25 protein-coding genes and 1 pseudogene are annotated in these 26,430 nt (G+C 68.4%); 14 read left to right on the plus strand and 12 right to left on the minus strand.

The window, feature by feature from the left end; translation table 11 throughout:
* Positions 1 to 483: 483 nt before the first annotated feature.
* The 9 genes and pseudogenes from yajC to SALMUC_RS23485 all read left to right on the plus strand — a co-directional run bounded on the left by yajC (position 484) and on the right by SALMUC_RS23485 (position 7,036).
* Entirely contained in the window at positions 484 to 771 is a 288-nt protein-coding gene (gene yajC, locus SALMUC_RS23450; protein ID WP_020041911.1) for a preprotein translocase subunit YajC, read from the plus strand.
* A 28-nt stretch (positions 772 to 799) separates the two neighbouring features.
* Positions 800 to 2,461 (plus strand): protein translocase subunit SecD, encoded by a 1,662-nt coding sequence (gene secD / locus SALMUC_RS23455; protein WP_020041912.1) that lies wholly within the window; start codon positions 800 to 802, stop codon positions 2,459 to 2,461.
* Between the two features lie 18 nt (positions 2,462 to 2,479).
* Complete coding sequence (gene secF / locus SALMUC_RS23460) at positions 2,480 to 3,448, plus strand: protein translocase subunit SecF (RefSeq protein ID WP_020041913.1); 969 nt, start codon at positions 2,480 to 2,482, stop codon at positions 3,446 to 3,448.
* Between the two features lie 299 nt (positions 3,449 to 3,747).
* A complete protein-coding gene (locus SALMUC_RS23465) occupies positions 3,748 to 4,101 on the plus strand; it encodes an Mth938-like domain-containing protein (RefSeq protein WP_037372868.1) in 354 nt (117 codons plus the stop codon).
* Positions 4,102 to 4,225: 124 nt separating this feature from the next.
* Positions 4,226 to 4,702 (plus strand): annotated as a pseudogene (gene ccmA / locus SALMUC_RS29300) (heme ABC exporter ATP-binding protein CcmA); the annotation flags it as partial.
* 59 nt (positions 4,703 to 4,761) lie between these two features.
* The gene (gene ccmB / locus SALMUC_RS23470; RefSeq protein ID WP_245584738.1) at positions 4,762 to 5,493 is read left to right on the plus strand and encodes a heme exporter protein CcmB; all 732 of its coding nucleotides are present in this window, start codon (positions 4,762 to 4,764) and stop codon (positions 5,491 to 5,493) included.
* A gap of 115 nt (positions 5,494 to 5,608) precedes the next feature.
* Positions 5,609 to 6,337, plus strand: coding sequence for a heme ABC transporter permease (locus SALMUC_RS23475; protein WP_020041917.1), 729 nt, complete (start codon positions 5,609 to 5,611; stop codon positions 6,335 to 6,337).
* Positions 6,334 to 6,489, plus strand: a complete 156-nt coding sequence (ccmD, locus tag SALMUC_RS23480; RefSeq protein WP_020041918.1) for a heme exporter protein CcmD — start codon at positions 6,334 to 6,336, stop codon at positions 6,487 to 6,489. The genes SALMUC_RS23475 and ccmD overlap by 4 nt, the downstream gene beginning before the upstream one ends.
* 16 nt (positions 6,490 to 6,505) lie before the next feature.
* Positions 6,506 to 7,036, plus strand: a complete 531-nt coding sequence (locus SALMUC_RS23485) for a DsbE family thiol:disulfide interchange protein (protein WP_020041919.1) — start codon at positions 6,506 to 6,508, stop codon at positions 7,034 to 7,036.
* A 23-nt stretch (positions 7,037 to 7,059) separates the two neighbouring features.
* Here the strand turns inward: SALMUC_RS23485 and SALMUC_RS31605 are convergent, their stop codons facing one another.
* Together SALMUC_RS31605 and acnA are read right to left on the minus strand one after the other, a co-directional pair.
* A complete protein-coding gene (locus tag SALMUC_RS31605; RefSeq protein ID WP_021120892.1) occupies positions 7,060 to 7,185 on the minus strand; it encodes a hypothetical protein in 126 nt (41 codons plus the stop codon).
* Between the two features lie 297 nt (positions 7,186 to 7,482).
* Positions 7,483 to 10,257 (minus strand): aconitate hydratase AcnA, encoded by a 2,775-nt coding sequence (gene acnA / locus SALMUC_RS23495; protein WP_020041921.1) that lies wholly within the window; start codon positions 10,255 to 10,257, stop codon positions 7,483 to 7,485.
* Positions 10,258 to 10,480: 223 nt separating this feature from the next.
* Here acnA and SALMUC_RS23500 point away from each other — a divergent pair, with 223 nt between their 5' ends.
* On the plus strand, positions 10,481 to 11,185 hold the full coding sequence (locus SALMUC_RS23500; protein WP_020041922.1) for a DUF1223 domain-containing protein: 705 nt from the start codon (positions 10,481 to 10,483) through the stop codon (positions 11,183 to 11,185).
* On the opposite strand, the gene SALMUC_RS23505 is transcribed toward SALMUC_RS23500, so the two are convergent.
* From SALMUC_RS23505 to purB, 5 genes are all read right to left on the minus strand, one after another.
* The gene (locus SALMUC_RS23505) at positions 11,149 to 12,078 is read right to left on the minus strand and encodes a lysophospholipid acyltransferase family protein (protein WP_020041923.1); all 930 of its coding nucleotides are present in this window, start codon (positions 12,076 to 12,078) and stop codon (positions 11,149 to 11,151) included. The genes SALMUC_RS23500 and SALMUC_RS23505 overlap by 37 nt on opposite strands.
* 63 nt (positions 12,079 to 12,141) lie before the next feature.
* Positions 12,142 to 13,194 carry a flagellar motor switch protein FliG gene (locus SALMUC_RS23510; RefSeq protein WP_020041924.1) on the minus strand — a complete coding sequence of 351 codons (1,053 nt, stop codon included), beginning with the start codon at positions 13,192 to 13,194 and terminating at the stop codon, positions 12,142 to 12,144.
* 140 nt (positions 13,195 to 13,334) lie between these two features.
* Positions 13,335 to 13,490, minus strand: a complete 156-nt coding sequence (locus SALMUC_RS23515) for a chitin-binding domain-containing protein (RefSeq protein WP_020041925.1) — start codon at positions 13,488 to 13,490, stop codon at positions 13,335 to 13,337.
* Between the two features lie 113 nt (positions 13,491 to 13,603).
* Complete coding sequence (locus SALMUC_RS23520) at positions 13,604 to 15,577, minus strand: alpha/beta hydrolase (protein ID WP_020041926.1); 1,974 nt, start codon at positions 15,575 to 15,577, stop codon at positions 13,604 to 13,606.
* Between the two features lie 129 nt (positions 15,578 to 15,706).
* Positions 15,707 to 17,014, minus strand: coding sequence for an adenylosuccinate lyase (gene purB, locus SALMUC_RS23525; RefSeq protein WP_020041927.1), 1,308 nt, complete (start codon positions 17,012 to 17,014; stop codon positions 15,707 to 15,709).
* A 313-nt stretch (positions 17,015 to 17,327) separates the two neighbouring features.
* On the opposite strand from purB, the gene trpB reads away from it, so the two are divergent.
* Positions 17,328 to 18,548 carry a tryptophan synthase subunit beta gene (gene trpB / locus SALMUC_RS23530; protein WP_021120894.1) on the plus strand — a complete coding sequence of 407 codons (1,221 nt, stop codon included), beginning with the start codon at positions 17,328 to 17,330 and terminating at the stop codon, positions 18,546 to 18,548.
* A gap of 74 nt (positions 18,549 to 18,622) precedes the next feature.
* Here trpB and SALMUC_RS23535 read toward each other — a convergent pair whose 3' ends face one another.
* Entirely contained in the window at positions 18,623 to 18,991 is a 369-nt protein-coding gene (locus tag SALMUC_RS23535; protein WP_020041930.1) for a DUF2237 family protein, read from the minus strand.
* Between the two features lie 73 nt (positions 18,992 to 19,064).
* A complete protein-coding gene (gene pth, locus SALMUC_RS23540) occupies positions 19,065 to 19,790 on the minus strand; it encodes an aminoacyl-tRNA hydrolase (RefSeq protein ID WP_020041931.1) in 726 nt (241 codons plus the stop codon).
* 74 nt (positions 19,791 to 19,864) lie between these two features.
* Here pth and hmuQ point away from each other — a divergent pair, with 74 nt between their 5' ends.
* A complete protein-coding gene (hmuQ, locus tag SALMUC_RS23545) occupies positions 19,865 to 20,176 on the plus strand; it encodes a heme-degrading protein HmuQ (RefSeq protein WP_020041932.1) in 312 nt (103 codons plus the stop codon).
* 81 nt (positions 20,177 to 20,257) lie between these two features.
* Here hmuQ and SALMUC_RS23550 read toward each other — a convergent pair whose 3' ends face one another.
* Entirely contained in the window at positions 20,258 to 20,890 is a 633-nt protein-coding gene (locus SALMUC_RS23550; protein WP_020041933.1) for a 50S ribosomal protein L25/general stress protein Ctc, read from the minus strand.
* A 149-nt stretch (positions 20,891 to 21,039) separates the two neighbouring features.
* On the opposite strand from SALMUC_RS23550, the gene SALMUC_RS23555 reads away from it, so the two are divergent.
* Positions 21,040 to 22,194 carry an MFS transporter gene (locus tag SALMUC_RS23555; protein ID WP_020041934.1) on the plus strand — a complete coding sequence of 385 codons (1,155 nt, stop codon included), beginning with the start codon at positions 21,040 to 21,042 and terminating at the stop codon, positions 22,192 to 22,194.
* A 113-nt stretch (positions 22,195 to 22,307) separates the two neighbouring features.
* On the opposite strand, the gene purU is transcribed toward SALMUC_RS23555, so the two are convergent.
* Positions 22,308 to 23,192, minus strand: coding sequence for a formyltetrahydrofolate deformylase (purU, locus tag SALMUC_RS23560; protein ID WP_020041935.1), 885 nt, complete (start codon positions 23,190 to 23,192; stop codon positions 22,308 to 22,310).
* A 335-nt stretch (positions 23,193 to 23,527) separates the two neighbouring features.
* Here purU and SALMUC_RS23565 point away from each other — a divergent pair, with 335 nt between their 5' ends.
* Entirely contained in the window at positions 23,528 to 25,261 is a 1,734-nt protein-coding gene (locus SALMUC_RS23565) for a sugar phosphorylase (protein ID WP_020041936.1), read from the plus strand.
* Here the strand turns inward: SALMUC_RS23565 and SALMUC_RS28560 are convergent.
* A complete protein-coding gene (locus SALMUC_RS28560) occupies positions 25,245 to 26,390 on the minus strand; it encodes a Hint domain-containing protein (RefSeq protein WP_021120896.1) in 1,146 nt (381 codons plus the stop codon). The genes SALMUC_RS23565 and SALMUC_RS28560 overlap by 17 nt on opposite strands.
* Positions 26,391 to 26,430: the final 40 nt, after the last annotated feature.

Consider the following 26,430-nt stretch of genomic DNA (forward strand, 5'->3'; position numbering starts at 1 on the left):
CCGGTCAGGTCGCGTGTCACCGGCGCGGCGGCCGCGCCGAACTCGGCCCGCAGCCGGGGCTGGCCGCCGATGGACTCCACCAGCCCCGAGGCCATCTCGACCGGCCCGGCGGCGATGTCGAAGAGCCCGAACTTGAGCGATGACGACCCCGCGTTGAGCGTCAGGGCGACGGTCCTGGTGGTCATGGTGCCGGGTCCTCCGGAAGCTGTCGCCGCCCGCGCGCGGGCCGGCGGGGGCGGATCTGTCGCCGGGCATCATGCCCGAGGCGGGGCCGGGCACAACCGCGATGTCGTCGCAGTCCCCCGGGGGCGCGCGTGCCCGGGGGCCCGTCGGCGCCGGCCCCGGCGTCCTCACGCCGGAACAATCGGGCGATATGCGGTGTCCGGGCGGGATTCGCCGCCTTGCATCGTGTTCCGATCCCACATAGGTATCCGCCAGCTTTGCGGGGGTGTGCCCCGCCTGTCCACATCAAGGAGCACGCCCATGGATAGCAGCGCGATTGCACAGTTCGTTCCGCTGATCCTCATCTTCGCGATCATGTATTTCCTTCTGATCCGGCCTCAGCAGAAGAAGATGAAGGAACACCAGAAGATGGTGCAGGCGCTGCGCCGGGGCGACCAGGTGGTCACCCAGGGCGGGCTGATCGGCAAGGTCTCGAAGGTCAAGGACAACAACGAGATCGAGGTCGAGCTGGCCGAGGGCGTCAAGGTGCGCGTGGTGCAGAACACCATCAGCCAGGTCCTGAGCAAGACCGAACCCGCCGAGAGCTGATCCCACTTCGCGCGAGGCGCCCCCCGACATGCTTCAGATCGACCTCTGGAAACGCGTTCTCATCTGGGCGCTGGTTGTCGCAGGCCTGCTGCTGGCCATGCCCAACGTGTTCTATTCCCGCGTCGAGACCCACAACGACGCCATGACGGTGATCGAGCAGGGCGTCTCGAACGACGAGATCGAGGCGCAGGCGGGGCAATGGCCCTCGTGGCTGCCCTCGGGCCTGGTCAACCTCGGGCTCGATCTTCGCGGCGGGGCGCACCTGCTGGCCGAGGTCCGCGTGGCCGAGGTCTATGAAAGCCGGATGGAGGCGCTCTGGCCGGATGTCCGCGACGTGCTGCGCGAGGAGCGCGGCACCGTCGGCACCATCCGCCTGCAGCCCTCCGATCCCGGCGTTCTGCGCGTGCGGATCTCGAACCCCGAGAACATGGCCCGCGCGGTCGAGGTCGTGCGCGGCCTCGCGCAGCCGGTAACCTCGCTCAGCGGGGCAGGGGCGAGCGACCTGTCGGTCTCGGGCGAGGGTAACGATCTGATCGTGACCCTGTCGGAGGCCGAACGCCGTGCGACCGACGAACGCACGATACAGCAGAGCCTCGAGATCATCCGCCGCCGCATCGACGAGGTCGGCACGCGCGAACCCACGATCCAGCGCCAGGGCTCCGACCGCATCCTGATCCAGGTGCCGGGCATCGGCTCGGCGCAGGAGCTCAAGGACATCATCGGGACCACCGCGCAGCTGACCTTCCAGCCGGTCGTGAGCCGCACCCAGGACGCCGAGGCCTCGGCCGGGGTCGGCAACGAGCTGGTGCCGGCGCTCGACCAGGACGGGCTCTACTACGTCCTGGAGCAGGCCCCCGTGGTCACCGGCGAGGAGCTGACCGACGCGCAGCCCGCCTTCGACCAGAACGGCCAGCCTGCGGTCAACTTCCGCTTCAACCCCTCGGGCGCGCGCAAGTTCGGCGACTACACCGCCGAGAACATCGGCGAGCCCTTCGCCATCGTGCTCGACAACGAGGTGATCTCGGCCCCCGTCATCCAGAGCCACATTCCCGGCGGCTCGGGCATCATCACCGGCAACTTCACCGTCGAGGAATCGACCCAGCTTGCCGTGCTGCTGCGCGCGGGCGCGCTACCGGCGGGGATGGACTTCCTCGAGGAACGGACCATCGGCCCCGAGCTGGGGCAGGACAGCATCGACGCGGGCAAGGTGGCGACCGTCGTGGCCTTTGCCGCGGTGCTGGTCTTCATGGTCCTGAGCTACGGCCTTTTCGGCGTCTTCGCGAATATCGCGCTGGTGCTGAACATCGGCCTGCTCTTCGGGATGCTGTCGCTGATCGGGGCGACGCTGACGCTGCCGGGCATCGCCGGCATCGTTCTGACGGTCGGCATGGCGGTGGACGCGAACGTGCTGATCTTCGAGCGTATCCGCGAGGAGCTGAAGACCGCGCGCGGCCCCGCACGGGCCATCGAGCTGGGCTACGAGAAGGCGCTGAGCGCCATCGTGGACGCCAACATCACCACCGTCATCACGGCGATCATCCTCTACGTGATGGGGTCGGGCCCGGTGCGCGGCTTCGCCATCACGCTGGGGCTGGGGATCGTCACCTCGGTCTTCACCGCGATCTTCGTGACGCGGCTGCTGATCGTCATGTGGTTCGAGCGGCGCCGTCCGCGCACCATCGAAGTTTGAGAAAGGGCTGAGACCGACATGCGCCTGAGACTGGTCAAGCAAGGCACCTCCTTCGACTTCTTCAAGCACTGGAAGACGTGGCTGGGCATCTCGGCCGTGATGATCCTGCTGGCGCTGGTCAGCTTCGGGGTCCGCGGCCTGAACTACGGCATCGACTTCCAGGGCGGCACGACGATCCGCACCGAGAGCGCCGAGCCGGTGGACGTCGGCGCCTACCGCGACGCGATCCAGCAGCTCGACCTCGGCGAGGCGGTGATCTCGGAGGTCTTCGACCCGACCTTCGGACCCGACCAGAACGTCGCCATGGTCCGCATCGCCCCGCAGGAGGGCGAGGAGGCTGTGACGCAGGAGACGATCTCGGCCGTCGAGGGCGCGCTGCAGGAGGTCGCCCCGGACATCGAGTTCGTCTCGGTCGAATCCGTCGGTCCCAAGGTTTCGGGCGAGCTGATCCAGACCGCCTTCATCGCCGTGGCGCTCGCGATTGCGGCGGTCCTGTTCTACATCTGGCTGCGCTTCGAGTGGCAGTTCGCCCTCGGCGCGGTGCTGGCGCTGGTGCATGACGTGGTGCTGACCATCGGGGTTTTTTCCGAGGTCGGTATCCGCTTCGACCTGGCGATCATCGCGGCGCTTCTGACCATCGTGGGCTATTCGCTGAACGACACCGTGGTGGTCTTCGACCGGGTCCGCGAGAACCTCATCAAGTACAAGACGCGCGACCTGAAAGAGGTCCTGAACGTGTCGATCAACGAGACGCTCAGCCGGACGTTCATGACCTCGTTCACGACGCTGCTGGCGCTGATCTCGCTCTTCGTGCTGGGCGGCGACGTGATCCGCGGCTTCGTCTTCGCGATGATCTGGGGCGTCTTCGTGGGCACCTACTCGTCGATTTTCGTGGCCTCGGCGGCGCTGCTGTGGTTCGGCGTCAAGCGCGACTGGTCCAAGCCCGATGCCGAGGACGAGGCCAAGGTGGCGAACGCCCGGAACTGACCGGAGGGCGCGACAATCCGCCGCTCCGCCTCGGTATGGCAGCGCAGCATTCTGCGCTGCCGCATAAAACCTGTAAGAATCGGTTATCTTTTCCCGATGATCCACCCGGGATACCGACCTTGGGATTAACTGCAGGGGCCATTCACCTTTGACTGCCCGGTTTTTTTGCATATGGTGCAATCCCAAGTCTGGGTCCGGCGCCAGTACCGGCACGGGAGGAGGGGTATCCGTGCCGTGGCCCTTGCGACATTGCACCGAGCGATCCCAGACGGATCGCCTGTATGGCACAGGGGACGACCATGCGGATGAATGAAATCACCTACAGCGATGCACAGCCGGTCGAGGGGTACGGACCGGGGTTCTTCCGTGTCGGGGGCAAGGCCCTCGACGGACCGCTCTGCGTTTCGGCCTCGGGGCCGAAGCACTGGGGTGGCTTCGACGACGAGGAACCGCTCCTCTCGCTGGCCGGCCAGGTCGACGTGTTGTTCGTCGGCACGGGCGACGACGTGGCGCATTTGCCAAACGGGCTGAAGGCGCGGCTCGAAGAGGCCGGCGTGGGCTACGAGGTCATGAACTCGCCCTCGGCCTGCCGGACCTTCAACGTGCTGCTCGCCGAGGGCCGTCGCGTGGCGCTGGCCGTGCTGCCGGTCTGACCCGGCGCAAATCCCGGACATCCTGACCCCGACACCGACCTTCCCCCTCGGGGAGGGCGACGCCCGTCAGGCCGCGTGCTTTTGACGCTTTCGCCGCGCGCGGGGCTGAGGTAGTTCGGGCGGCATGAAGCTGGTGGTGCGGGATCTGACGGTCGCGAGGGGCGGCGTGCCGGTGCTGGAGGGGGTCGGGTTCGACCTCGCCCCCAGCCGGGCCCTCGTGTTGCGTGGCCCGAACGGCTCGGGCAAGACCACGCTGCTGCGCACGGTTGCAGGGCTGCAGCCGCCGCTCGAGGGCGCCATCGAGGGCGCGGGAGAGCGGATCGCCTACGCCGGGCACTCCGACGGGCTGAAGGGCATGCTGAGCGTGACCGAGAACCTCGCCTTCTGGGCGCGTGTCTTCGGGACGCGCGACATCGCGCCGGCGCTCGCGGGCTTCGATCTGGAGTTTCTCGCAGACCGGCCCGCAGGCTCGCTCTCGGCCGGGCAGAAGCGCCGGCTGGGGCTGGCGCGGCTCATGGTCACGGAGCGCCCGGTCTGGGTGCTGGACGAGCCGACCGTCTCGCTCGATTCGGCCTCGGTCGCGCTGTTCGCCGAGGCGGTGCGGCGGCGCCCTTCGGCGTGGGCCCCGAGGCGAGCCTGCTGTCGCGAATCGCGCCCGGCGTGCTCTGGATCGGGGCGCTGCTGGCCTGCCTGCTGTCGCTGGACCGCATCTTCGCGCTCGACTGGGAGGACGGCTCGCTCGACCTGCTGGCGACCGCGCCCCGGCTTGCCGTGCGGGCGGGCGGGGGCTTTGGCCTCGGGCTTGCTTTCTTCCTGATCGTGACCGTGCTGGTGCCCTTCGGCGTGGGCCCCGAGGCGAGCCTGCTGTCGCGAATCGCGCCCGGCGTGCTCTGGATCGGGGCGCTGCTGGCCTGCCTGCTGTCGCTGGACCGCATCTTCGCGCTCGACTGGGAGGACGGCTCGCTCGACCTGCTGGCGACCGCGCCCCTGCCGATGGAGGGCATCGTCACCATCAAGGCGCTGGCCCACTGGATCACCACGGGCCTGCCGCTGGTGCTGGCCGCGCCGCTGCTGGGCGTGCTGCTGAACCTGCCGCAGGCGGGCTACCTCTGGGTGCTGGTGAGCCTCGCGCTGGGGACGCCGGCGCTGTCGGTGATCGGCACCTTCGGGGCGGCGCTGACCGTGGGGCTCAAGCGGGGCGGGCTGCTGCTGTCGCTGCTGGTGCTGCCGCTCTACGTGCCCACGCTGATCTTCGGCGCCGAGGTGGCGCGGCGCGGGGCGGAGGGGCTGACCGTGCAGACGCCGCTATTGATGCTGGCGGGGATCAGCGCGGGAACAATCGCGCTGCTGCCCTTCGCGAGCGCGGCGGTGCTGCGGATCAACCTGCGCTGACGGCACCGCGACGCCACGACAGTCGGCGCGAATCCGGAGCCTGCGTCAGCGCGTTGCATTGCGCCTGTCGCGTATTTGATGTGTAACCGATCCGGCCATGGGGTAGGGAGAGGCCATGTCGATCTGGGAATACGCCAACCCGGTTAAGTTCATCCGTGCGACGGACCGTGTCCTGCCATGGGTCTCGGCGCTTGCGCTGGTGTGCCTCGTGACGGGCCTGATCTGGGGATTCTTCTTCACGCCCGAGGACTACCGGCAGGGATCGACCGTCAAGATCATCTACCTGCACGTGCCCTCGGCTCTCATGGCGATCAACGCCTGGATCATGATGCTGGTGGCCTCGCTGATCTGGATCGTGCGGCGCCACCACGTCTCGGCGCTGGCGGCACGGGCGGCGGCGCCGGTGGGCACCGTCTTCACCCTGATCGCGCTGGCGACCGGCGCGCTCTGGGGGCAGCCCATGTGGGGCACATGGTGGGCCTGGGACCCGCGGCTGACGTCCTTCCTGATCCTCTTCCTGTTCTACCTCGGCTACATGGCGCTCTGGGCCGCGATCGAGAACGACGACACCGCGGCCGACCTGACCTCGATCCTCTGCCTCGTGGGATCGGTCTTTGCACTGCTCTCGCGCTATGCGGTCAACTTCTGGAACCAGGGCCTGCACCAGGGCGCATCGCTGTCGCTGGATGCCGAGGAGAACGTGGCCGACGTCTTCTGGTACCCGCTGCTGGTCTGCATCGCCGGCTTCGTGGCGCTCTTCATCGCGCTCGTGTTCCTGCGGACGCAGACCGAGATCCGCGCCCGCCGTGCGCGCGCGCTGCTGGCACGGGAGCGCCGCGCATGACGCCGGACCTTGGTAAATACGCCTTCGCCGTGCTGGGCTCCTACGTGGTGTCCCTCGTGCTCATCGCGGCGGTCATCGTCCTGAGCCTCGTCCGGTCGCGCCGCGTCCGGGCCGAGCTGAAACGCATCGAGGAGCGCCTGCGCAATGGCTAGGAAAGTCTCGCCGCTGATGGTTCTGCCGCCGCTGATCTTCGCGGCCTTCGCCGTGATGGCCTATCTCGGGATGCAGCGCGGCGATCCCTCGAGCCTGCCCTCGACCTTCATCGGCCGGCAGGCTCCGGCGCTGCCGGAAGAGGCGTTGAGCGGCTTTCCCGCGGTGCCCGACGGCGCGTTGCGCACGGGGCAGGTGACGCTCGTGAACTTCTGGGCCAGCTGGTGCCCGCCCTGCCGGGCCGAGCATCCGCGACTGCTGGAACTCGAGGCCGAGGGCGTGCGGATCATCGGAGTGAACTTCAAGGACAAGGCGAACGCTGCGGCGGGTTACCTGCGCGAGTCCGACTCGCCCTTCATCGGCGTGCCCTTCGACCCCAAGGGTCGCACGGCCATCGAGTGGGGCGTGACCGGTCCCCCGGAGACCTTCATCGTGGGTGGCGACGGCACGATCCTGCACAAGCACGTGGGCCCACTGGCCGGCACGATGTACGAAAAGGACTTCCTGCCCGCCCTGCGTGAGGCGCAGCAGGCGTCCGCGGGCTCCTAGAGCCCGGCCAGCGGTCCTCGACTTCAGAGCTCGCAGCGCTGCTCGACGGGCGTGTCCACGCATCCTTGCGGGGTGTCTTGGCCGGCGTATGCGCCGACAACCGCCAGAACGGCCAGTATGGCGGCCTGGATCAGGGTCAGGGTCTTCATCGGGGGTGTCTGCTCTCGATTATTCTTGTCGTCCTCGAAGGACCTACGCATCGAGATGGGATCCCGTTCCTGCATTGGCAGAGGCGGGCGCGATATTTCCCGGCCGCACCTCCCTGACCGGCGCAAAACCGCGCAGCGCGGGCGTCTCCTGTACAGGCGAAAGGCCGTTTCTGTACGGGTGCCGTCGATCACGACGGGCAGCGGAGCCGGATCCCGGCGAGACCCGATTGCGCAAAAGAAAACCGCCGGGGGAACGGGTCCCCCGGCGGCTGATCGTTCAAGCCCGTTGAGGGCAGGTCACGCGGCCTTGGCGAGGTTGCGCAGCACGTAGTGCAGCACGCCGCCGTGCTCGACGTATTCCCGCTCGATCGCGGTGTCGATCCGGCACTTCAGCTCGATGTCCTTGGTCGAGCCGTCCTCGTAGGTGATCGTGCAGGGCGTCATCTGACCCGGCTTGACGTCCTCGAGGCCGTGGATGCTGACCGTTTCCTTGCCGGTCAGCTTCAGCGTCTCGCGGTCGTCGTCCCCGGTGAACTCGAAGGGGATCACGCCCATGCCGACCAGGTTCGAGCGGTGGATGCGCTCGAAGCTCTCGGCGATGACCGCCTTCACGCCCAGCAGCGCCGTGCCCTTGGCCGCCCAGTCGCGCGAGGAGCCCGCACCGTAGAGCTCACCGCCGAAGACCACCAGCGGGGTGCCCTGGTCCTGGTAGGCCATCGCGGCCTCGTAGATCGAGGTCTCGTTGCCGTTCGGATCCAGCGTGTAGCCGCCCTCGGTGCCATTCAGCATCTCGTTCTTGATGCGGATGTTGGCGAAGGTGCCGCGCATCATGACCTCGTGGTTGCCGCGCCGCGAGCCGTAGGAGTTGAACTCGCGCACGGGGACCTGGTGCTCGCGCAGGTACTGGCCTGCGGGGGTGCTTTCCTTGAAGGAGCCAGCGGGCGAGATGTGGTCGGTGGTGATCATGTCACCCAGCACGGCGAGAACGCGGGCGCCCTCGATGTTGCTGATCGTGCCCGGATCCTTCGACATGCCCTGGAAGTAGGGCGGGTTCTGCACGTAGGTCGAGGAGGCCGGCCAGCTGTAGGTCTCGGCGTCCGTGGTCTCGACCGCCTGCCACTTCTCGTCGCCCTTGAAGACGTCGGCGTATTTCTCCTGGAAGCTCTCGCGCGTCACGGTCTTCTCGACCAGGTCGGCGATCTCCTGCTGGGTCGGCCAGAGGTCCTTGAGGTAGACGTCTTTGCCGTCCGGCGTCTGGGCGATCGGGTCGTTGGCGACGTCGATGTTCATGTCGCCGGCCAGCGCGTAGATCACCACCAGCGGCGGCGAGGCGAGGTAGTTGGCGCGCACGTCGGGCGAGATCCGGCCCTCGAAGTTGCGGTTGCCCGAGAGCACCGAGGTCGCCACGAGGTCGTTGTCGTTGATGCACTTGCTGATCTCGTCGGCCAGCGGGCCCGAGTTGCCGATGCAGGTGGTGCAGCCGTAGCCCACGAGGTTGAAGCCGACGGCGTCCAGGTCTTCCTGCAGGCCGGCCTCCTCGAGGTAGGCCGAAACGACCTGCGAGCCGGGCGCCAGCGAGGTCTTGACCCAGGGTTTCCGGTCGAGGCCAAGCTCGCGCGCCTTGCGGGCGACGAGACCGGCGCCGATCATCACGTAGGGGTTCGAGGTGTTGGTGCAGGAGGTGATCGAGGCGATCACGACCGAGCCGTCGTGCAGCTGGTACTTGTGCTCGCCGGTCTGGGCAAAGCCGCGCTTGTGGTGGCCCTGGTCGCCGGGGATGTCGACCGGCTCGGGCGCGCCGCCCTCGGCTTCCCAGCGGACCTCGGCGTTTTCGGACACCTTTTCGCCGTTGCGCACGCCCTTGATGTACTCGCCGAAGGCACCGGCGGCCTTGTCGAGCGCGATGTAGTCCTGCGGACGCTTGGGGCCCGAGATGGCGGGAACGATGGTGCCCATGTCGAGCGACAGCGTGTCGGTGTAGACCGGGTTGTAGCTGCCGTCGCGCCAGAAGCCGTTCTCCTTGGCATAGGCCTCGACCAGCGCGATGCGGTCCTTGTCGCGACCGGTCATCTCGAGGTAGCGCAGGGTTTCCGCGTCGATCGGGAAGAAGCCGCAGGTGGCGCCGTATTCCGGGGCCATGTTGGCGATGGTCGCACGGTCCGCCAGCGGCAGGTTGTCGAGGCCGTCACCGTAGAATTCCACGAACTTGCCGACCACGCCCTTCTCGCGCAGCATCTCGACGACCTTGAGCACGAGGTCGGTGCCGGTGGTGCCCTCGAGCATCTTGCCGGTCAGCTCGAAGCCCACGACCTCGGGGATCAGCATCGAGATCGGCTGGCCCAGCATCGCGGCCTCGGCCTCGATGCCGCCCACGCCCCAGCCCAGGACGGCCGCGCCGTTGACCATGGTGGTGTGGCTGTCCGTGCCCACCAGCGTGTCGGGGTAGGCGACCGCCTCGCCGTTCTGGTCCTCGTCGGTCCAGACCGTCTGCGCGAGGTACTCGAGGTTCACCTGGTGGCAGATGCCGGTGCCCGGCGGCACCACGCGGAAGTTGTTGAAGGCGCCCTGGCCCCACTTGAGGAACTCGTAGCGCTCGATGTTGCGCTCGTACTCGCGATCGACGTTCATCTGGAAGGCGCGCGGGTTGCCGAACTCGTCGATCATGACCGAGTGGTCGATGACCAGGTCGACTGGGTTCAGCGGGTTGATCTTCTGCGCGTCGCCACCCAGCGCCTTGATGCCGTCGCGCATCGCGGCGAGGTCGACCACGGCGGGAACGCCGGTGAAGTCCTGCATGAGCACGCGGGCCGGGCGGTAGGCCAGTTCGCGGTCGCCCTTGCCGCCGTTCTTGGCCCAGTCCGAGAAGGCCTTGATGTCGTCGACCGAGACGGTCTTGCCGTCCTCGAACCGCAGCATGTTTTCCAGCACGACCTTCAGCGCCGCCGGAAGCTTGGAGAAGTCGCCGAGGCCCGCCGCCTCGGCGGCCGGGATCGAATAGTAGGCATAGGTCTTGCCGTTGACCTCGAGCGACTTGCGCGCCTTGGCCGTGTCCTGACCGACTGTGATGGGCATCGTTGGCTCCCTTGCAGAAAAGGCTGGAGATAAAGGGTTCGCTTGCACAAGCTTCTGCCCCATGCGCCGCATCCGTTCAAGAGGGGTGCGGCGATTTTGTATACCGTGGAATACTGAAAAAGGCCGCTTCTTGCTTCACCCGCTCTCGCAAAACCTTGATTGGTTATTTCAGATGCGCTTCGTTACCCCGGATCGGGTCAGAAGGCGCAACTTTGGGGACCGCATGTCACGACTCACGCACTGGATCGCGCCCGTCTTCCTGGCTCTGGCGGCGGCGCTTCCTGCGCAGGCGCAGGATCGGCCCGTGGTGGTGGAACTCTTCACCTCGCAGGGATGTTCCTCGTGCCCTCCGGCCGATGCGATCCTGGCGGAGCTCGGCCAGCGCGACGACGTGATCCCGTTGGCGCTGCACGTCGATTACTGGGACTACATCGGCTGGACCGACGGGTTCGCCCAGCCGGGCTTCACCAAGCGCCAGAAGGGCTACGCGCGCTCCGCCGGGCGGCGGTCGGTCTACACGCCCCAGATGGTGGTCGACGGGCGCTACGACGTGGTGGGCTCGCGCCCGATGAAGGTGGTCGAGGCGATCCGCCACGCGGCGGCCAAGCCGGCGCGCGCCGCGCTGGATGTCACGCGCGAGGGCGGTGAGCTGGTGGTCCGCGCCGAGCCAGTCTCGGCGCCGCTGCCGGAGTGTGTCGTGCACCTCGTGCGCTACATGCCCGAGGAGCGGGTGAGCATCGAGGCGGGCGAGAACGCGGGTCACACCATGACCTACACCCACATCGTGCGCGACTGGACCGTGCTCGGCCGCTGGGACGGCAAGGCCCCGCTCGAACTGCGCGTGCCGGTGGATGGGACCGAGCCGGTGGTCGTGCTGGTGCAGGAACAGCCCTACGGCGCCATCCTCGCCGCCTCGCGGCTGCGCTGACGCGCCTGCCGCCGCCATTTCCAGCGGCGGTGAATCCAGAACCACTGACCCGGGTTTTCCTGGATGCGCGCCTCGAGCCGGCGCGTGGCCTCGCGCATCATCTCGGCCGGGTCGCCATGCGGGACCGGCGTCTCGAAGACCGCGTCGAAATTCATGCCGTCCGCGCGGCGGATCCCGAAGAAGGGCACGAAGAGCGCGCCGGTCTTGACCGCGATCTCGGCCGCCGAGGTCAGCGTCGGCGCCGGTTGACCGAGGAAGTCGATGGGCACGCCCGCGCTGTCGTAGACGTCGAAGAGCAGCACGCCCATGCCGCCGCCGCGGATGTGCTTCAGCAGCCCCATGGTGCCGCGCCGTCCCTGTTCGAAGACCGGATCGCCGAGCCGGTGCATGTTGGCGGCGTAATGCGCATTGAAAAAGGGGTTGGCCATCGGCCTGTAGAGCCCGCCGATGCGCCAGCCGCGGGCGACCAGCGCGGCGCGGGGGGCCTCGAAGTTGCCGAAATGGCCGGTGACGAAGAGCACGGGGCGCCCCTCGGCGCGCGCCGCCTCGATCGCGGCAACGCCTTCGCCCAGCAGCGGCGCGTCCTTCATGCGCGCCAGAAGGCCCGGCACGTCGTAGTTCTCGATCATCGTGCGGCCGGCGTTTTCGGCGGTGGCGTCGGCGATGCGGCAGCGCTCTGCCTCGGGCAGGTCGGGCCAGACGTGGGCGAGGTTCTCCATCGCGCGGCTGCGGTAGCCCGCGAGCGGTGCCAGCACGCGGCGCACGAGCCCGCCCATGAGCGCAAGCCGCGGCCGCGGGGGCAGGGCGAGCGCCGAGGCGATGAGGCCGCGCAGCACCCGGTCCGTCATCCAGTCGCGCCATCCGCCTCTCGTCTTGGTCTCGCGTTGCGCCACGGTCGGCTCCCTCCGGTTCGGGCGCAGAGATAGGCCGCGCCACGCCCGGGCACAAGCGTGGCGCTAGTCCTCGTCGCCGTCGGGGTCGCGCAACTCGATCTCGCCGGTGGCGACCAGATCGCGGATTGCGCCCACCACGGCGTTCATCGCGGCCTCGGCCTTCTTGCCCTTGACGTTCATGCCGGCGGCCTCCTCGCGGAGCGAGCCTGCCATGCGTTTCGACATGTTCTCGAGCAGGAACTCGGCGGCGCGCAGATCGGCCTCGGCGCTGGCGGCGGCGATGGCCTGGGTCAGCACGTCCTGCGGCACATCGCGGGTGATCTTGGGCACGTCGCCGGGTTTGAGCCGGTCGGCGATGTTGGCAAAGGTGAAGATGGCACGCCGCACCGCCTCGGCGAAATCGCGGTCGGTCTCCTCGAGCCCCTCGAGTACCTCGTCGCGCTTGGCGCTGGCGGCGTAGTTCAGGATGGCACCGACCCTTTCGTCGGGTTTCTTCTGGAAGGCACGGGGCGGTTCGGCGTCGAGCTGTGCGGCGAGGCTGAGCCCGATGCGGTCCACCGCCTCTGGGCTGACGCCGGCGGTCATGGAGACCGCGTAGGTGATGCGCCGCGCCTTGTCACCGGGCAGGCGGGCCAGCACGCGGGCGGCCTTGGCGGTGTCGACCTTGGACATCATGACGGCGGCGATCTCGGTCGACTCGCCGGTCAGCAGGTCGACGATGCGCTCCTCGGGCAGGGCGTTGATCCGCTCCCATGGATCGCCGGTCTGGCGCACGCCGGCCTCCTTGCGCAGGCGCAGGGCGGTGCGGTGGCTGATCTTGCCGTCGAGCGCCGAGAGCGCGCCGGCCATGCCGCCGGGAAACGACAGGCCCACCGATTCCAGCTCGTCCGAGAACTCGGCGATGACTGTGTTAAGCGTTTCGCGGTCGATGTAGCGCATGCGCCCCAGCTGCTGCGTCAGCTCGGCCTGCAGGTCGTCGGGCAGCGACGACAGCGGCACGTCCGCGCCCTCGTTCAGCAGGAACTGCACGATGATCGCCGCCTTGGCGCGCCGTGTCAGCGGTTGCCGGCCCCGCGCAGAAGCCGCGGGGCCTGCGAGTGCCAGTGAATTCGACATCTGCCGTTGCTCCGTTGGTCCTCGCGCCAATTGCTAGCGCCGCGAGGTTAACGAAGCCTCACCGTCGAAGCGGAAACCGGTCCCCCAAAAGGCAGAGGCGGCCCGCAGGGGGCCGCCTCGCGGAAACCTGAGCCGGGTTTTCAGCCCGAGATCACCTTGCAGGTGCCGCTCTGGGCGTCGAAGACCATGCCTTCGGAACAGGTCATCGTCACGTCCGAGTGGCCCGCGCATGCGGCAAAGCCCGCGACGGGGGCCGCCGCGAGGGCAGCGGCGGTCAACAGCGTCTTGATCGTCATGGTGCGTCCTCCGGGTTGGGAGCCTTGACGCTAGCACGGATTGACGTTGCGGCAAAAAGAATGCCGACCGCCCGGGGCCTCACAGTGGCGTGAGCGATCAGCCTGCGTGCAGCTCAGGGCAGTGGCGTATCCGGCAGGGCGAACTTCGGGGCCAGCCCGGCCAGGCAGCTCCGGTCGAGCGGCGCCTCGGGATCGAGGATGAAGGTCACGTTCATGTCGAGCCCGCAGTCCGAGAAAAGGCTGGAGCCATGCCCGGCGTTGGGGAAGATCACGACGCGCGAGTTCGGCAGTGTCTCGGCCGCGAGCCCGGACCACTTCCACGAGGTCTGGCTGTCGTTCGTGCCCCCCATCACGAGCACGGGCACGTCCGAGACGACGGGGTCGTGAAAGCCCTCGCGTGGGGCGGGCTCGAACAACGCGCAGGTGGCGGCCATGTTGCGCATCTCGGTCATCATGCCCTCGGTCTTCACCACCGAGTAGGGGAAGGCGGCCGCCATCTCCTCGAAGCCTTCCAGCGAGTTGTAGGGATAATCCTCCTGGCAGGCGTAGATGTAGAGCCCCATGGCGCTCTCGACCCCGGCCTGGAACCCTGCGAGTTCGGTGATCCCCGTGGCGAAGGTGCGGGCGACATCCTCGTCGGTCATCGCCGCGACAAGCGCCAGCAGCGCCTCGCGGTCGGGGCCGAGGAACCAGTCCTCGACCCATGCGGCAATGGCCTCCTTCGAGGGGTCGTCCGAGAGCAACCGGGCGTAGTCCTTCGCCGCGGCGAACAGCGTCTCGTGGGTCAGCTCGCGCCCGGCCTCGGTGACGCGCCGGTCGAAGGCCTCGGCCACCGAGACGGCCGTCATCCCTGCGACGAGGTCGTTCTTGAGCTGTCCGATGGCCGAGGCGACCGACTGCGATTGCGACGTCATGGACTGTGCCGAGGCGAGCGCGGCGAGCGCCAGCGCCCTCTCGTCGTCGCTCAGCCGCTCGGCGCCCGGGGCCAGAAGATCGGCGGGCTGCTTCGGCTTCGGCTCGGAATAGGTCGTCAGGTACCAGTCGAAGGTGGTGGGATCGCCTTCGGACAGCTCATAGATCATCCGGGGCAGGTAGCCGGTCAGGTCCCGGGTCCAGGTCGCGCTGTGCTTGGTGCGCATCATGACGAGGCCGTAGAACAGGTCCGAGGTGATCGCGGGCATCCCGCGCGCCGCGGGGATCGGGTTGTCCGAGAGGATGTCGCCGAGGGCGAGCGTCTTGTCCCGAAGCTCGGGGTAGGCCGCGGCGCAGCCCGCGTCGGCGGCGCATTGGTCGAACATGGCCTCGAGGGAATCCCCGTGCGGCCCGAAGAGGTCGTCGTAGAGCTTGACCCCGGTCGGGGCCACGCCGTCGATGATGACCGCCCGCACGCCTTCGGGCGCCGTGCGCAGCACCTCGAGCGCCAGCCGCGTCCCGTAGGAAATGCCGAAGATATTGTATTCGGGGTATCCCAGCGCGGACATCACCGCCTGCACGTCGCGGGCATTGTTGGCGGTGTTGTAGGCGGCAAGATCGGCGTCGCCGGCCTGGAGCTCCTCGATGCAGGGAGCGAGGATGTTCTCTTCCTTGGCTTCCTCTCCCGCGATCTCGGGCCTGCCGGCGGCGCTGCGCGCGAGGCCGACGATGTTGTCGGCCATCACCTCGCGGCAGCGCACCGTGGTCGAGGACAGCATCGCCGCGCGCTGGTCGAAGGTCACCACGTCGCGGTGGGCGCGGTGGCCGCCGAGGATCACCTCGGTGGTGGCCGAGATCGAGCCGAGGCTGCCGCTGGCCGGTCCGCCGTGCAGGTAGACGATGGCGTCCTCGAAGGGCTGGGTGGTCTGCGCGCGGCCGAGGGCGAAGGTCAGCGGCACGCGGCGGCCGTCCGGGGCATCGTAGCGCTCGGGCACGCTGACGGTTCCGCAGATCAGCGTGTGCCCCTCCACATCGAGCGGTGCAGTGGTTTCCGGGCAGGCGGCGATGGTGACGGGGTAGCGCGGATCGAAGCCGCCCTCCCGCAGCGTATCGAAGGCGGGATCGGGCTCGGAGACGAGCATGCCGATGGCGGCGACGATCTGTTCCGGGGTCATGGCTGGGGCTCCTGCTGCAAGGAGGAGCCTGAGACCCGGCTCCGACCTGCAAGAGTGGAGCCGGGTTTCCGAGTCCGGTCAAGCTTGCGGGACGGCGGGCGGCGGGCCGTGCCGCCGCCCGGTCGCCGATCAGCTCTCGCCGAAGACGCGCTTGAAGATCGTGTCGACGTGCTTGGTGTGGTAGCCCATGTCGAACTTCTCGTTGATGCCGTCGACACCGAGGGCCGCAACGACCTCGTCATCGGCCAGCAGCAGCTCGCGGAAGTCGAGACGTTCCTCCCAGACCTTCAGCGCGTTGCGCTGCACCATGGCGTAGGCGTCCTCGCGGCTCACGCCCGCCTGCGTCAGGGCCAGCAGCACCCGCTGCGACATCACGAGGCCGGGGAACTTGTTCATGTTCTCCAGCATGTTGTCGGGGTAGATGATCATCTTGTCGACGACGCCGGCAAGCCGGTTCAGCGCGAAGTCGAGCGTCACGGTCGCGTCAGGGCCGATGCCGCGCTCGACCGAGCTGTGCGAGATGTCGCGCTCGTGCCAGAGGGCGACGTTCTCCATGGCCGGCACGACGGTCATCCGCACGAGACGGGCGAGGCCGGTGAGGTTCTCGGTCAGCACCGGGTTCTTCTTGTGCGGCATCGCAGAGGAGCCCTTCTGGCCCATCGAGAAGAACTCGGCGCCCTCGAGCACCTCGGTGCGCTGCATGTGGCGGATCTCGACGGCGACATTCTCGATCGAGGACGCGATGACGCCAAGGGTCGCGAAGAACATCGCGTGCCGGTCGCGTGGGATCACCTGCGTGCTGATCGGCTCGGGGCGCAGGCCCAGCTTCTCGCAGACGTGTTCTTCGACGAAGGGATCGATGTTGGCGAAGGTGCCGACCGCGCCCGAGATGGCCCCGGTGGCGACCTCGTAGCGGGCCTTTTCCAGCCGGTTCCGGTTGCGGTCCATCTCGGCGTAGAAGCGCGCAAAGGTCAGGCCCATGGTGGTGGGCTCGGCGTGGATGCCGTGGCTGCGGCCGACGCGGACCGTGTCCTTGTGCTCGAGCGCGCGCTTCTTGAGCGCGGCGAGCAGCTTGTCCATGTCGGCGATCAGGATGTCGGCGGCGCGCACGAGCTGGATGTTGAGGCAGGTGTCGAGTACGTCCGACGAGGTCATGCCCTGGTGCACGAAACGCGCCTCGTCCGAGCCCACGTGCTCGGCGAGGTGGGTGAGGAAGGCGATGACGTCGTGCTTGGTGACGGCCTCGATCTCGTCGATGCGGGCGACGTCGAACTCGACGTCCTTGGCCTTCCAGACCGCCTCGGCGTTCTCCTTGGGGATGACGCCCAGCTCGGCCTGCGCGTCGCAGGCGTGGGCCTCGATCTCGTACCAGATGCGGAACTTGGTGGCGGGGTCCCAGATCTCGGTCATCTCGGGGCGGGCGTAACGGGGGATCATCGGCGGTCCTCGGGCGGTTTGCTGGGTTTGCGCGCGTCATAAGCGGCAAGGGACGCAGCGGCAAGGGTTGCGGAGGGACGGCTGGCCCGTCGGCTCGATCCGGGGCCTCTCGGGAGGGCCGACCCGGCGGGCTTCGCCGCCGATTCCGGGCCCGGGGACCAACGCGAGGGTCGTGCACCCTGCCGACATTCTACCGAGCCACCGGATCGCAGCCTCCGAGCGTCACGATTCTGCCCTCTCACGGCCCGCAATCTCTGGCGTTCCCCCGGGTGGATGGACTAGAACATCCGGCAACGCGAGACGGAGAGGCGCAATGGACGACCTGGTCAATTCCTTCATGAACGGTCCCGACGAGAAGGGCCGCTTCGGCATCTACGGCGGACGCTTCGTGTCCGAGACGCTGATGCCGCTGATCCTCGAACTCGAGGAGCAATACGAACGCGCCAAGACCGACCAGAGCTTCTGGGACGAGATGGACTTTCTCTGGACCCATTACGTCGGCCGGCCCTCGCCGCTCTACTTCGCCGAGCGCCTGACCGAGGAGTTGGGCGGCGCCAAGGTCTACTTCAAGCGCGACGAGCTGAACCACACCGGCGCGCACAAGATCAACAACGTGCTGGGCCAGATCATCCTGGCCAAGCGCATGGGCAAGGACCGCATCATCGCCGAGACCGGCGCGGGTCAGCACGGCGTCGCCACGGCGACCGTTTGCGCCAAGTTCGGCCTGAAATGCGTCGTCTACATGGGCGCGCATGACGTCGAGCGCCAGCAGCCCAACGTCTTCCGCATGCGCCTGCTGGGCGCCGAGGTGGTGCCCGTGACCTCGGGCCGCGGCACGCTCAAGGACGCGATGAACGACGCGCTGCGCGACTGGGTGACCAACGTGCGCGACACCTTCTACTGCATCGGAACGGTGGCCGGGCCGCACCCCTATCCGGCGATGGTCCGTGATTTCCAGTCGATCATCGGCAAGGAGACCAAGGAGCAGATGCAGGCCGCCGAGGGCCGGCTGCCCGACACCATCATCGCCGCCATCGGCGGGGGCTCGAACGCCATGGGCCTCTTCTATCCCTTCCTCGACGACAAGTCGGTGCGCATCATCGGCGTCGAGGCCGGTGGCAAGGGCGTCGACGAGAAGATGGAGCACTGCGCCTCGCTCACCGGCGGGCGGCCGGGCGTGCTGCACGGCAACCGAACCTACCTGCTGCAGGACGACGACGGACAGATCCTCGAGGGGTTCTCGATCTCGGCGGGCCTCGACTATCCCGGCATCGGCCCCGAGCATTCCTGGCTGCACGACACCGGCCGCGCGGAATACGTGGCGATCACCGACAAGGAGGCGCTCGAGGCCTTCCAGGTGTCCTGCCGGACCGAGGGCATCATCCCCGCGCTCGAGCCCTGCCACGCGCTGGCCCATGTCATGAAGATCGCGCCGGACCTGCCGAAGGACCATGTCATCGTGATGAACATGTGCGGGCGGGGCGACAAGGATATCTTCGCAGTCGCCAAGCACCTCGGCGTCGAACTGGGCTGAGCCCGGGACGCCCGAGACCGCAGACAAGGGCAGGGGGCTCCGGCATAAGCCGGGGCCCTTTTCGCGTCGGGGGGTCAGTCTGCGTAGGTCTCGAGGATCTCCAGAGGCACGATGTCGAGCGCGCGGGCATGGGTGGACTCCAGCGAGACACGCGGCGCACATCCTTCGTCGTGCGCCTGCAGAAAACGCGCGGCGCAGAGGCACCAGCGGTCGCCCGGCTTGAGCCCGGCGAAGCGGAACTCGGGCCGCGGGGTCGAGAGGTCGTTGCCCACGTACTTGGAATAGGCGAGAAACTCATCGGTCATCACGGCGCAGACCGTGTGGCTGCCGTGATCGGCCGCGCAGGTGTTGCAGGCCCCGTCCCGGAAGAACCCGGTCAGCGGGTCGGTCGAACAGGGCGCCAGTGCGGCGCCCAGGACATTGACGGATTGGTCTTTCTCCATGCTCGGCTCCCTGCTTGCGCGTGCCGGATTCCGCAAGGATAGGCACGCACGGCGCATGGCACAAGCCGTGCGCTCAGCGGAACTTGTCGGCGAGCTTCTGGAGCGGCGAACGCGCGTCCTCTTCCTCCGGCGCGGGCTCGGGCGCCGCCTTGGTTTTGGGCGCTGCGCGCGTGTCCGGGCCCTTGGGGGTCCCGGACTTGTCGGGCTTGCCCGCGCCGCCCGACGGACGCTGCGGGTTCACCCGCAGGGCCACGGCGTTCTGGAAGCGCCCGCTGTCCCCCTCGGCCAGCGCCGGGGCGCCGTCGGATATGCCGCGCAGCAGGTCGTCGAGCCAGGCCTCCTCGGCCTTGGCGAAGTCGTGCAGCACGTAGCCCGCCACCGCCTCCTTGCGGCCGGGATGGCCGATGCCCAGCCGGACGCGGCGGTAGGCCTCGCCGATATGCGCGTGCATCGAGCGCAGCCCGTTGTGCCCGGCATGGCCGCCGCCGGTCTTGACCCGGCACTTGCCCGGCGCGAGGTCGAGCTCGTCGTGAAAGACCGTCACGTCGCCGGCGCCCAGCTTGAAGAAGCGCATGGCTTCGCCCACGGACTGGCCGGAATTGTTCATGTAGGTCGCGGGCTTGAGCAGCAGGACCTTCTCGCCGCCGAGCCGTCCCTCGCTGACCTCGCCGCGGAAGCGCGTGCGCCAGGGGCCGAAGCCGTGGTCTTCGGCGATGCGGTCGACCGCCATGAATCCGATGTTGTGCCGGTTCGCGGCATACTTGCCGCCGGGATTGCCGAGGCCCACGAAAATCTGCACCTTGCCCTCCGAGCCAATGCCATGTCCCGCCCTAGATAGGGCGGAACCGGCCGAAATCACAAGGAGGGGGCAGGATGTATCTGACCATGAACCGCTTCAAGGTCGCCAGCGACCGCACCGCGGAGTTCGAGGAGATCTGGGCGCAGCGCGACAGCCATCTCAAGGAGGTGCCGGGCTTCGTCAGCTTCGCACTCATGAAGGGGCCCGAGCACGAGGACCATGTCCTCTACGCCTCGCACACGGTCTGGAAGGACGAGCAGAGCTTCGTCGACTGGACCAAGAGCGAAGCCTTCCGCGCGGCCCACAAGGGGGCGGGCACCTCGAAGGACCTCTACCTCGGACCGCCGGAGCTTGAAATCTTCGAGGCGGTGCAGGTGCTGGATTGAGCCGCCGGCGCCGGGGTCGAATGCAAAACGGCCCCGCCAATCCTGGCGGGGCCGTCGCAAAACGTCGGACAGGGCCGGGGATCACTCCTCGGCGGGAGCTTCCTCTTCGCCCTCTTCGCCTTCCTCGGCATCGTCGGCGCGCAGGCCGCGCGGGGCCGAGATGTTGGCGATCACGAAGTCGCGGTCGATGGTCGGCTTGGCGCCCTGCGGCAGCGTCACGTCCGAGATGTGGATCACCTCGCCCATGTCGAGACCCTCGAGGTCGATGACGATCTTCTCGGGGATGTCGCCGGCGGTCACGCGCAGCTCGATCTCGTTGCGCACGATGGTCAGCACGCCGCCCTTCTTGAGGCCGGGGGCCTTTTCCTCGTTGATGAACTCGACGGGAATGAAGAGGTTGATCTTCGAGGTCCGGCGCAGGCGCATCAGGTCGAAGTGCGTCGGCAGGTCCTTGACCACGTCGCGCTGCACGTCGCGGCAGATCACGCGCACGTCGTCGTGACCGTCAACCTTGAGGTTGAAAAGCGTCGACTTGAATTGCCCGGCCTTCAGGCGCTTGAGCAGCGCGTTGAAGGGCATCTGGATCGGAAGCGGGTCCGCGTCGCCGCCGAACACAATCCCCGGAACCATGCCCTCGCGACGGGCCTGCCGAGCGGCGCCCTTGCCCGTCCCCGACCGTTCCAGGGCTTCGAGATCAGGAATCTCACCAGCCATGTCAGTATCTCCATATGTAAGGGCGGGGTGCCTCCAAGGCTGTCACCCCGCGTAAGAGGCGCCCCGATAGACCGGATAGCGCCGTTTGGCAAGGGGATTCGCGCGCGCGCGGCTGGACCTTCCGGCGCGGGCGTGGCACCGCCTTTGCCATGGACCTTCTGAGAGACCTGCGGCTGAGCCGCGCGCCCGCCTCGGCCTTTGCGGCGATGGGCCTGTTCTGGGGCGGTTTCGCAGCCCTGGTGCCCGACCTCAAGCCCCAGGCGGGGCTGTCCGACGCGGGATTCGGGCTGGCGATGCTGCTTTCGACCTTCGGGGCGCTGGCGGCCATGTGGCTGGCTCCGGCGCTCGACGCGCGGGTCGGGCGGCGCCTGCTGCCGGTGCTGACGGCACTCATGGCAGGCGCCTTCCTGCTTCCGGGCATGGCGACGGCCCCGCTGGCCTTCGCGCTTGCCATGACCTGCGCGGCGGCGACCTGCGGTCTGCTCGACGTGGTCATGAACGCGCGGGTCGCGGCGCTCGAGGCGGCGCACCGGCGGCCGCTCATGAACCTCGACCACGGGATGTACTCGCTTGTCTACGCCGGCGCCGCGCTGGCGACCGGCGCCGCGCGCGAGATGGGCGCGTCGCCATCGACTGTCTTCGCCGCGCTCGCCGTTGCGGCCCTGGGCTGCATCGCGATCATGCTCACCGCGCCACCCGGGCAGGGCGAGGCCCGCGGCGCGGAGGCGACCGGCGCGGCGCCGGGCTGGGCCATGGTGATCCCGGCGGGCCTCGTCGTGCTGATCGGCTTCATGGCCGAGGTGGGCACCGAGGGCTGGTCGGCGCTCTACCTCGAACGCGAGATCGGCGCGGGCGCCGCGGCCGGCGCCGTGGGGCCCGCGCTGCTGGGGCTGACCATGTTCGTGGGGCGGATCTCGGGGCAGTCGCTGTCACGCCGCCTGAGCGAGGTCGCCGTGCTGCGGACCGGTGCTGCCGTCGCGGCCGCCGGCGCCATTCTCGCCGCCTCGGCGCAGAGCGTGGCGCCCGCCTACGCGGGGTTTGCCGTGCTGGGCGCGGGCGTCTCGGTCATCGTGCCGACGGGGATCGCCTGGCTCAGCGCGCGGGTGCCCGAGGCGCGGCGCGCGCAGGCCATCTCGCGCGTGTCGCTGGTCGGCTACATCGGCTTCTTCGCCGGACCGCCCATGATGGGCGGCCTGTCGGAACTGCTGGGACTCGGGGCGGCCTTCGCGGCGGTGGGCGTCATGCTCCTGCTCGTGCCCGTGCTGCTGGTGCCCATGCTGGCGCGGCACAGGCTGGCGGTGTGAGACAGGGGGCTCGCCCGCGATGAAAGCCGGGGTGCGTTACCTCTGTCGCACCCCGGGACCGCGCCCGCGACAATCGCGAAAGCTCTGCCGCGCCGGGCGGCGCGGACCGGGTTTCACCCCATCCGTTCCGAGGCGTATGAGCCGGGCGAGGCGGGGAAGACCACCGTCTTGTTGCCGTTCAGGAAGGCGCGGTTGTGGATATGCGCATGGACCGCGCGGGCCAGCACCGAGGCCTCGACATCGCGGCCCAGCGAGACGTAGTCGTCGGGGCTCTGCGCATGGGTCACGCGCACGGTGTCCTGCTCGATGATCGGCCCCTCGTCGAGGTCGGCGGTCACGTAGTGCGAGGTCGCCCCGATCAGCTTCACCCCGCGCTCGAAGGCCTGCTTGTAGGGGTTGGCCCCCTTGAACGACGGCAGGAAGGAGTGGTGGATGTTGATGATCCGCCCGGACATCTTGCGGCAGAGGTCATCGGACAGAACCTGCATGTAGCGCGCCAGCACGATCAGCTCCGCCCCGGTCTCCTCGACCACGTCCATCAGCCGCGCCTCGGCCTGCGGCTTGTTCTCCTTGGTCACCTTGATGCAGTGGAAGGGGATGTCGTGGTTCACCACCAGCTTCTGGTAGTCCATGTGGTTCGAGATCACCGCCACGATGTCGATCGGCAGCGCGCCGATGCGCCAGCGGTAGAGCAGGTCGTTCAGGCAGTGCCCGAAGCGGCTGACCATGATGACGACCTTCATGCGGGCCGCCTCGTCGTGAAACTGCCAGTCCATGGCAAAGGGCTCGGCCACGGCGGCGAAGGCATCCTGCAGCGCCTCGAGCGTGGCGCCGGTCTCGCTGCGGAAACTCACCCGCATGAAGAAGTTGCCGGTCTCGAGGTCGTCGAACTGGGCGCTGTCGGTGATGTTGCAGCCCTGCTCGGCGAGGAAGCCGGCGATGGCGGCCACGATGCCGCGGGTGGAGGGGCATTTCACTGTGAGGGCGAAGGAACTCATTCGGAAGCGGTCCTTGGATCTGGGGGCATCGCGTCTGTGCCGGGCTGCCGCCGCGCGCCGCCGCCGTCAAGACGGTGCCGCGGGCTCTGGAGGCCATATTCGACATGGCGCGCGCCCTGCCGCGCCTCGGCGCGACGCCTTTGCGCGGCGCAGCGACACGATGCGTCACGCGCTGCCCGCTATCCGACCGTTCCGTGCGCCATCGGGCCGGGATCCGCGCGCGCGGGCCACAAGAACCTTGTGCGGGCGGGGGCAAAACCATACCGCTGGATGAGAGGCCCGCGCGGGGCGGGGTCCGCCGCGCCGCGGCCACCGCAACCGAGCCGCGTGACCGCATGACCGAACCGACCTTCAGCAACCGCCTGACAGACCTGCTCGAATTCATCTACCCGGAGGTGAACAGCCACATCCTGGCCAGCCAGGTGATCGAGGCCTTCTGGCCCGAGGGCACGCACCGCCGCCGCAAGCCGCGCAAGCCCGGCAACAACCTGTGGTCCCAGAAGGACGCGGTGCTCATCACCTACGGCGACAGCCTGATCGACGGGCATCACAAGCCGCTGGACCTGATGCACGATTTCCTGCTGCGCCGGATGAAGGGCGTGGTGAACGGCGTGCACATCCTGCCGTTCTTTCCCTATACCTCGGACGACGGCTTTGCGGTGACCGACTACCGCAAGGTGAACCCGCAGCTGGGCGAATGGTCGGACATCACGCGCATCGGCTCGGAATTCCACCTGATGTCGGACCTGGTGCTCAACCACGTCTCGAGCCAGGGCGTCTGGTTCAACGCCTACCGGCAGGGCCAGAAGCCCTACGACCGCTTCTTCTACGAGGCCGACCCCTCGGACGATCTGTCGATGGTCGTGCGCCCCCGCACCACGCCGCTGCTGCAGGAGGTCGAGACCGCCATGGGCACGCGCCATGTCTGGTGCACCTTCAGCCACGACCAGGTCGATCTCGACTATTCCAACCCGGATGTGCTGCTCGAGATCCTGCGCATCGTGCGGCTGCACCTCGACAAGGGGGTGCGCATCCTGCGGCTCGACGCGGTGGCCTTCCTGTGGAAGCAGATCGGCACCAACTGCATCCACCTGCCGCAGACCCACGCGGTGATCCAGATGCTGCGGCTGCTGATGGACTACGCCACCGAGAGCGTGATCCTGCTGACCGAGACCAACGTGCCCAAGGCCGAGAACCTGAGCTACTTCGGCCACCGCAACGAGGCGCATGTCGTCTACAACTTCCCGCTGCCGCCGCTGATCCTGCACGCCATGATGTCGGGCACGGCGGAAACCCTGATCGAGTGGCAGCGCACCATGCCGCCGGCGCCGCTGGGCTGCGCCTATCTCAACTTCACCGCCAGCCACGACGGCATCGGCATGCGCCCCGCCGAGGGCCTGCTGCCGCCCGAGGAGATCGCCCGAATGATCGAGGCCATCGGCGCGCTTGGCGGGCTGGTCTCGATGCGCTCGCTGCCGGGCGGGGGCGAGGCGCCCTACGAGATCAACTGCTCCTATTTCGAGGCCATGGGCCGCACCTACGCGGGCCCCGACGAGCACCAACTCGCGCGGTTCCTGTGCTCGCAGACCATCGTGATGTCGCTCGAGGGGATCCCGGCCTTCTACATCCACTCGATGCTGGCCACGCCCAACGACCACGAGGCGGTGAAGCGGCGCGGCATGAACCGTGCGATCAACCGGCACCGCTGGGACTATCCTGCGCTGCTCGAGGCGCTGGACGATCCCGAGACGGTGCATGCGCAGGTGCTGGAGATGGTCTCGGACCGGGTGAAGCTGCGCGCCGCGCAGCCGGCCTTCCACCCCAACGCGACGCAATTCACGCTGAACCTCGACGCGCGCATCTTCGGCCTCTGGCGGCAGTCGCTGGACCGCGCGCAGTCGATCTTCGCCCTGCATAACGTGAGCGCCGACACGGTCGAGATCCCGGCGGGGCAGCTCAACCTCATCGCCGACGAGCGCTGGGTGGACCTGATCACCGGGGAAGAGGTGCCCGCGGGCCTGGTCGAGATGGCACCCTACCAGTGCCGGTGGATCACCAACCTGGTCTGAGGGCCGTCAGCCCGCCTGCTGTTCGCGCTCCGGCGCATGCCAGGCGCTCGCGAAGCGATGAAGCGCCGCTTCGGGGCGCAGCAGGGCGAGGCTCTGATGCGGGCGGCGGACAAGCCGGTGCCCCTGCTTGCCGTTGAGACAGCGGCGCGCCGGGGGCCGGTACGCCCTCCGGTCCGTCCGAAAGCGCGGGCAGGCGCGCGACCAATTGCCAGCGGTCGCGCTCCGGCAGCATGGCCAGCGCCTGCGGGCCGGGCAGCAGCGTTTCTGTCAGCAGCCCGTCGGCCAGCACGATCTCGTGCCGGTCGAGCAGCAGGTGGACGTAGCGCGTGCAGGAGGCCCGGATGCGCGAGACCTCGCCCTCGCGCTGAAGATGCGTGACGGCGACCAGCACCTCGGGCGTGCTGAAGCGGCGCAGGATCCTGTGCCCGCCCAGCAGAACGCGGTGCTGGGGCGAGAGGTGCACGGCGCGCCCGTTTCCCAGCAGCCCGGACGCGATTTGCAGCGGTGCGCCGCGCCCGCCCGGTCCGATCCGACGCTGCGCGACCCAGCGCACCGGCTGCTGCCCGTGGTCCAGCGTCATTACCGCGTCGCCGGGGCACAGGTCCTCGACCGCCCTGGTGCCGCCGGGCACCGCGATGCGCGTACCTGCGGTGAAGCAGACGAAGGGCTGATCCACGCCCGAGGTCCAGATGCCGTCGTATTCGACGCCGTTCCAAGTGCCGAGGGTGACCGAGGTGACGTAGTCGTGGTGCGTGCCGGGCGGAATCGAGTGATCCATCAGCCGCGCCCCCCAGGTTCCGTCGTCGAAGAGCGTCACCTCGATGTCGAGCCCGGTGTAGGTGACTCCGCCGATCACCGCCGTCGAGCCGGCATAAAGCGCGATTTCTTGGGGATTGAGCGTCGTTGTCGGCCCTATGACGTATTCGCCGGGCGTCGGGCTGTGCACGTCGTCGCTGTCGTGGTCCCACAGCCGTCCATCGCCGTCGGCGTCCCGCATGGTGAACTCGAGATAGCCGGCCGGATCGACCGACAGGCCGTCCCCGCGCGCGTCGAGGTTGGACTGGTTTGCCGGATCGTAGCCGGGCCAGGGAGAGGGGCTGTACCAGCCCCAGGTCTGGATATCGGGCATCGCGCGCTCCGCGTCTCGGGTCGCGGGGCACTCTGGCGCC

The organism is Salipiger mucosus DSM 16094, from assembly GCF_000442255.1.
In the GTDB taxonomy this organism is placed as follows: domain Bacteria; phylum Pseudomonadota; class Alphaproteobacteria; order Rhodobacterales; family Rhodobacteraceae; genus Salipiger; species Salipiger mucosus.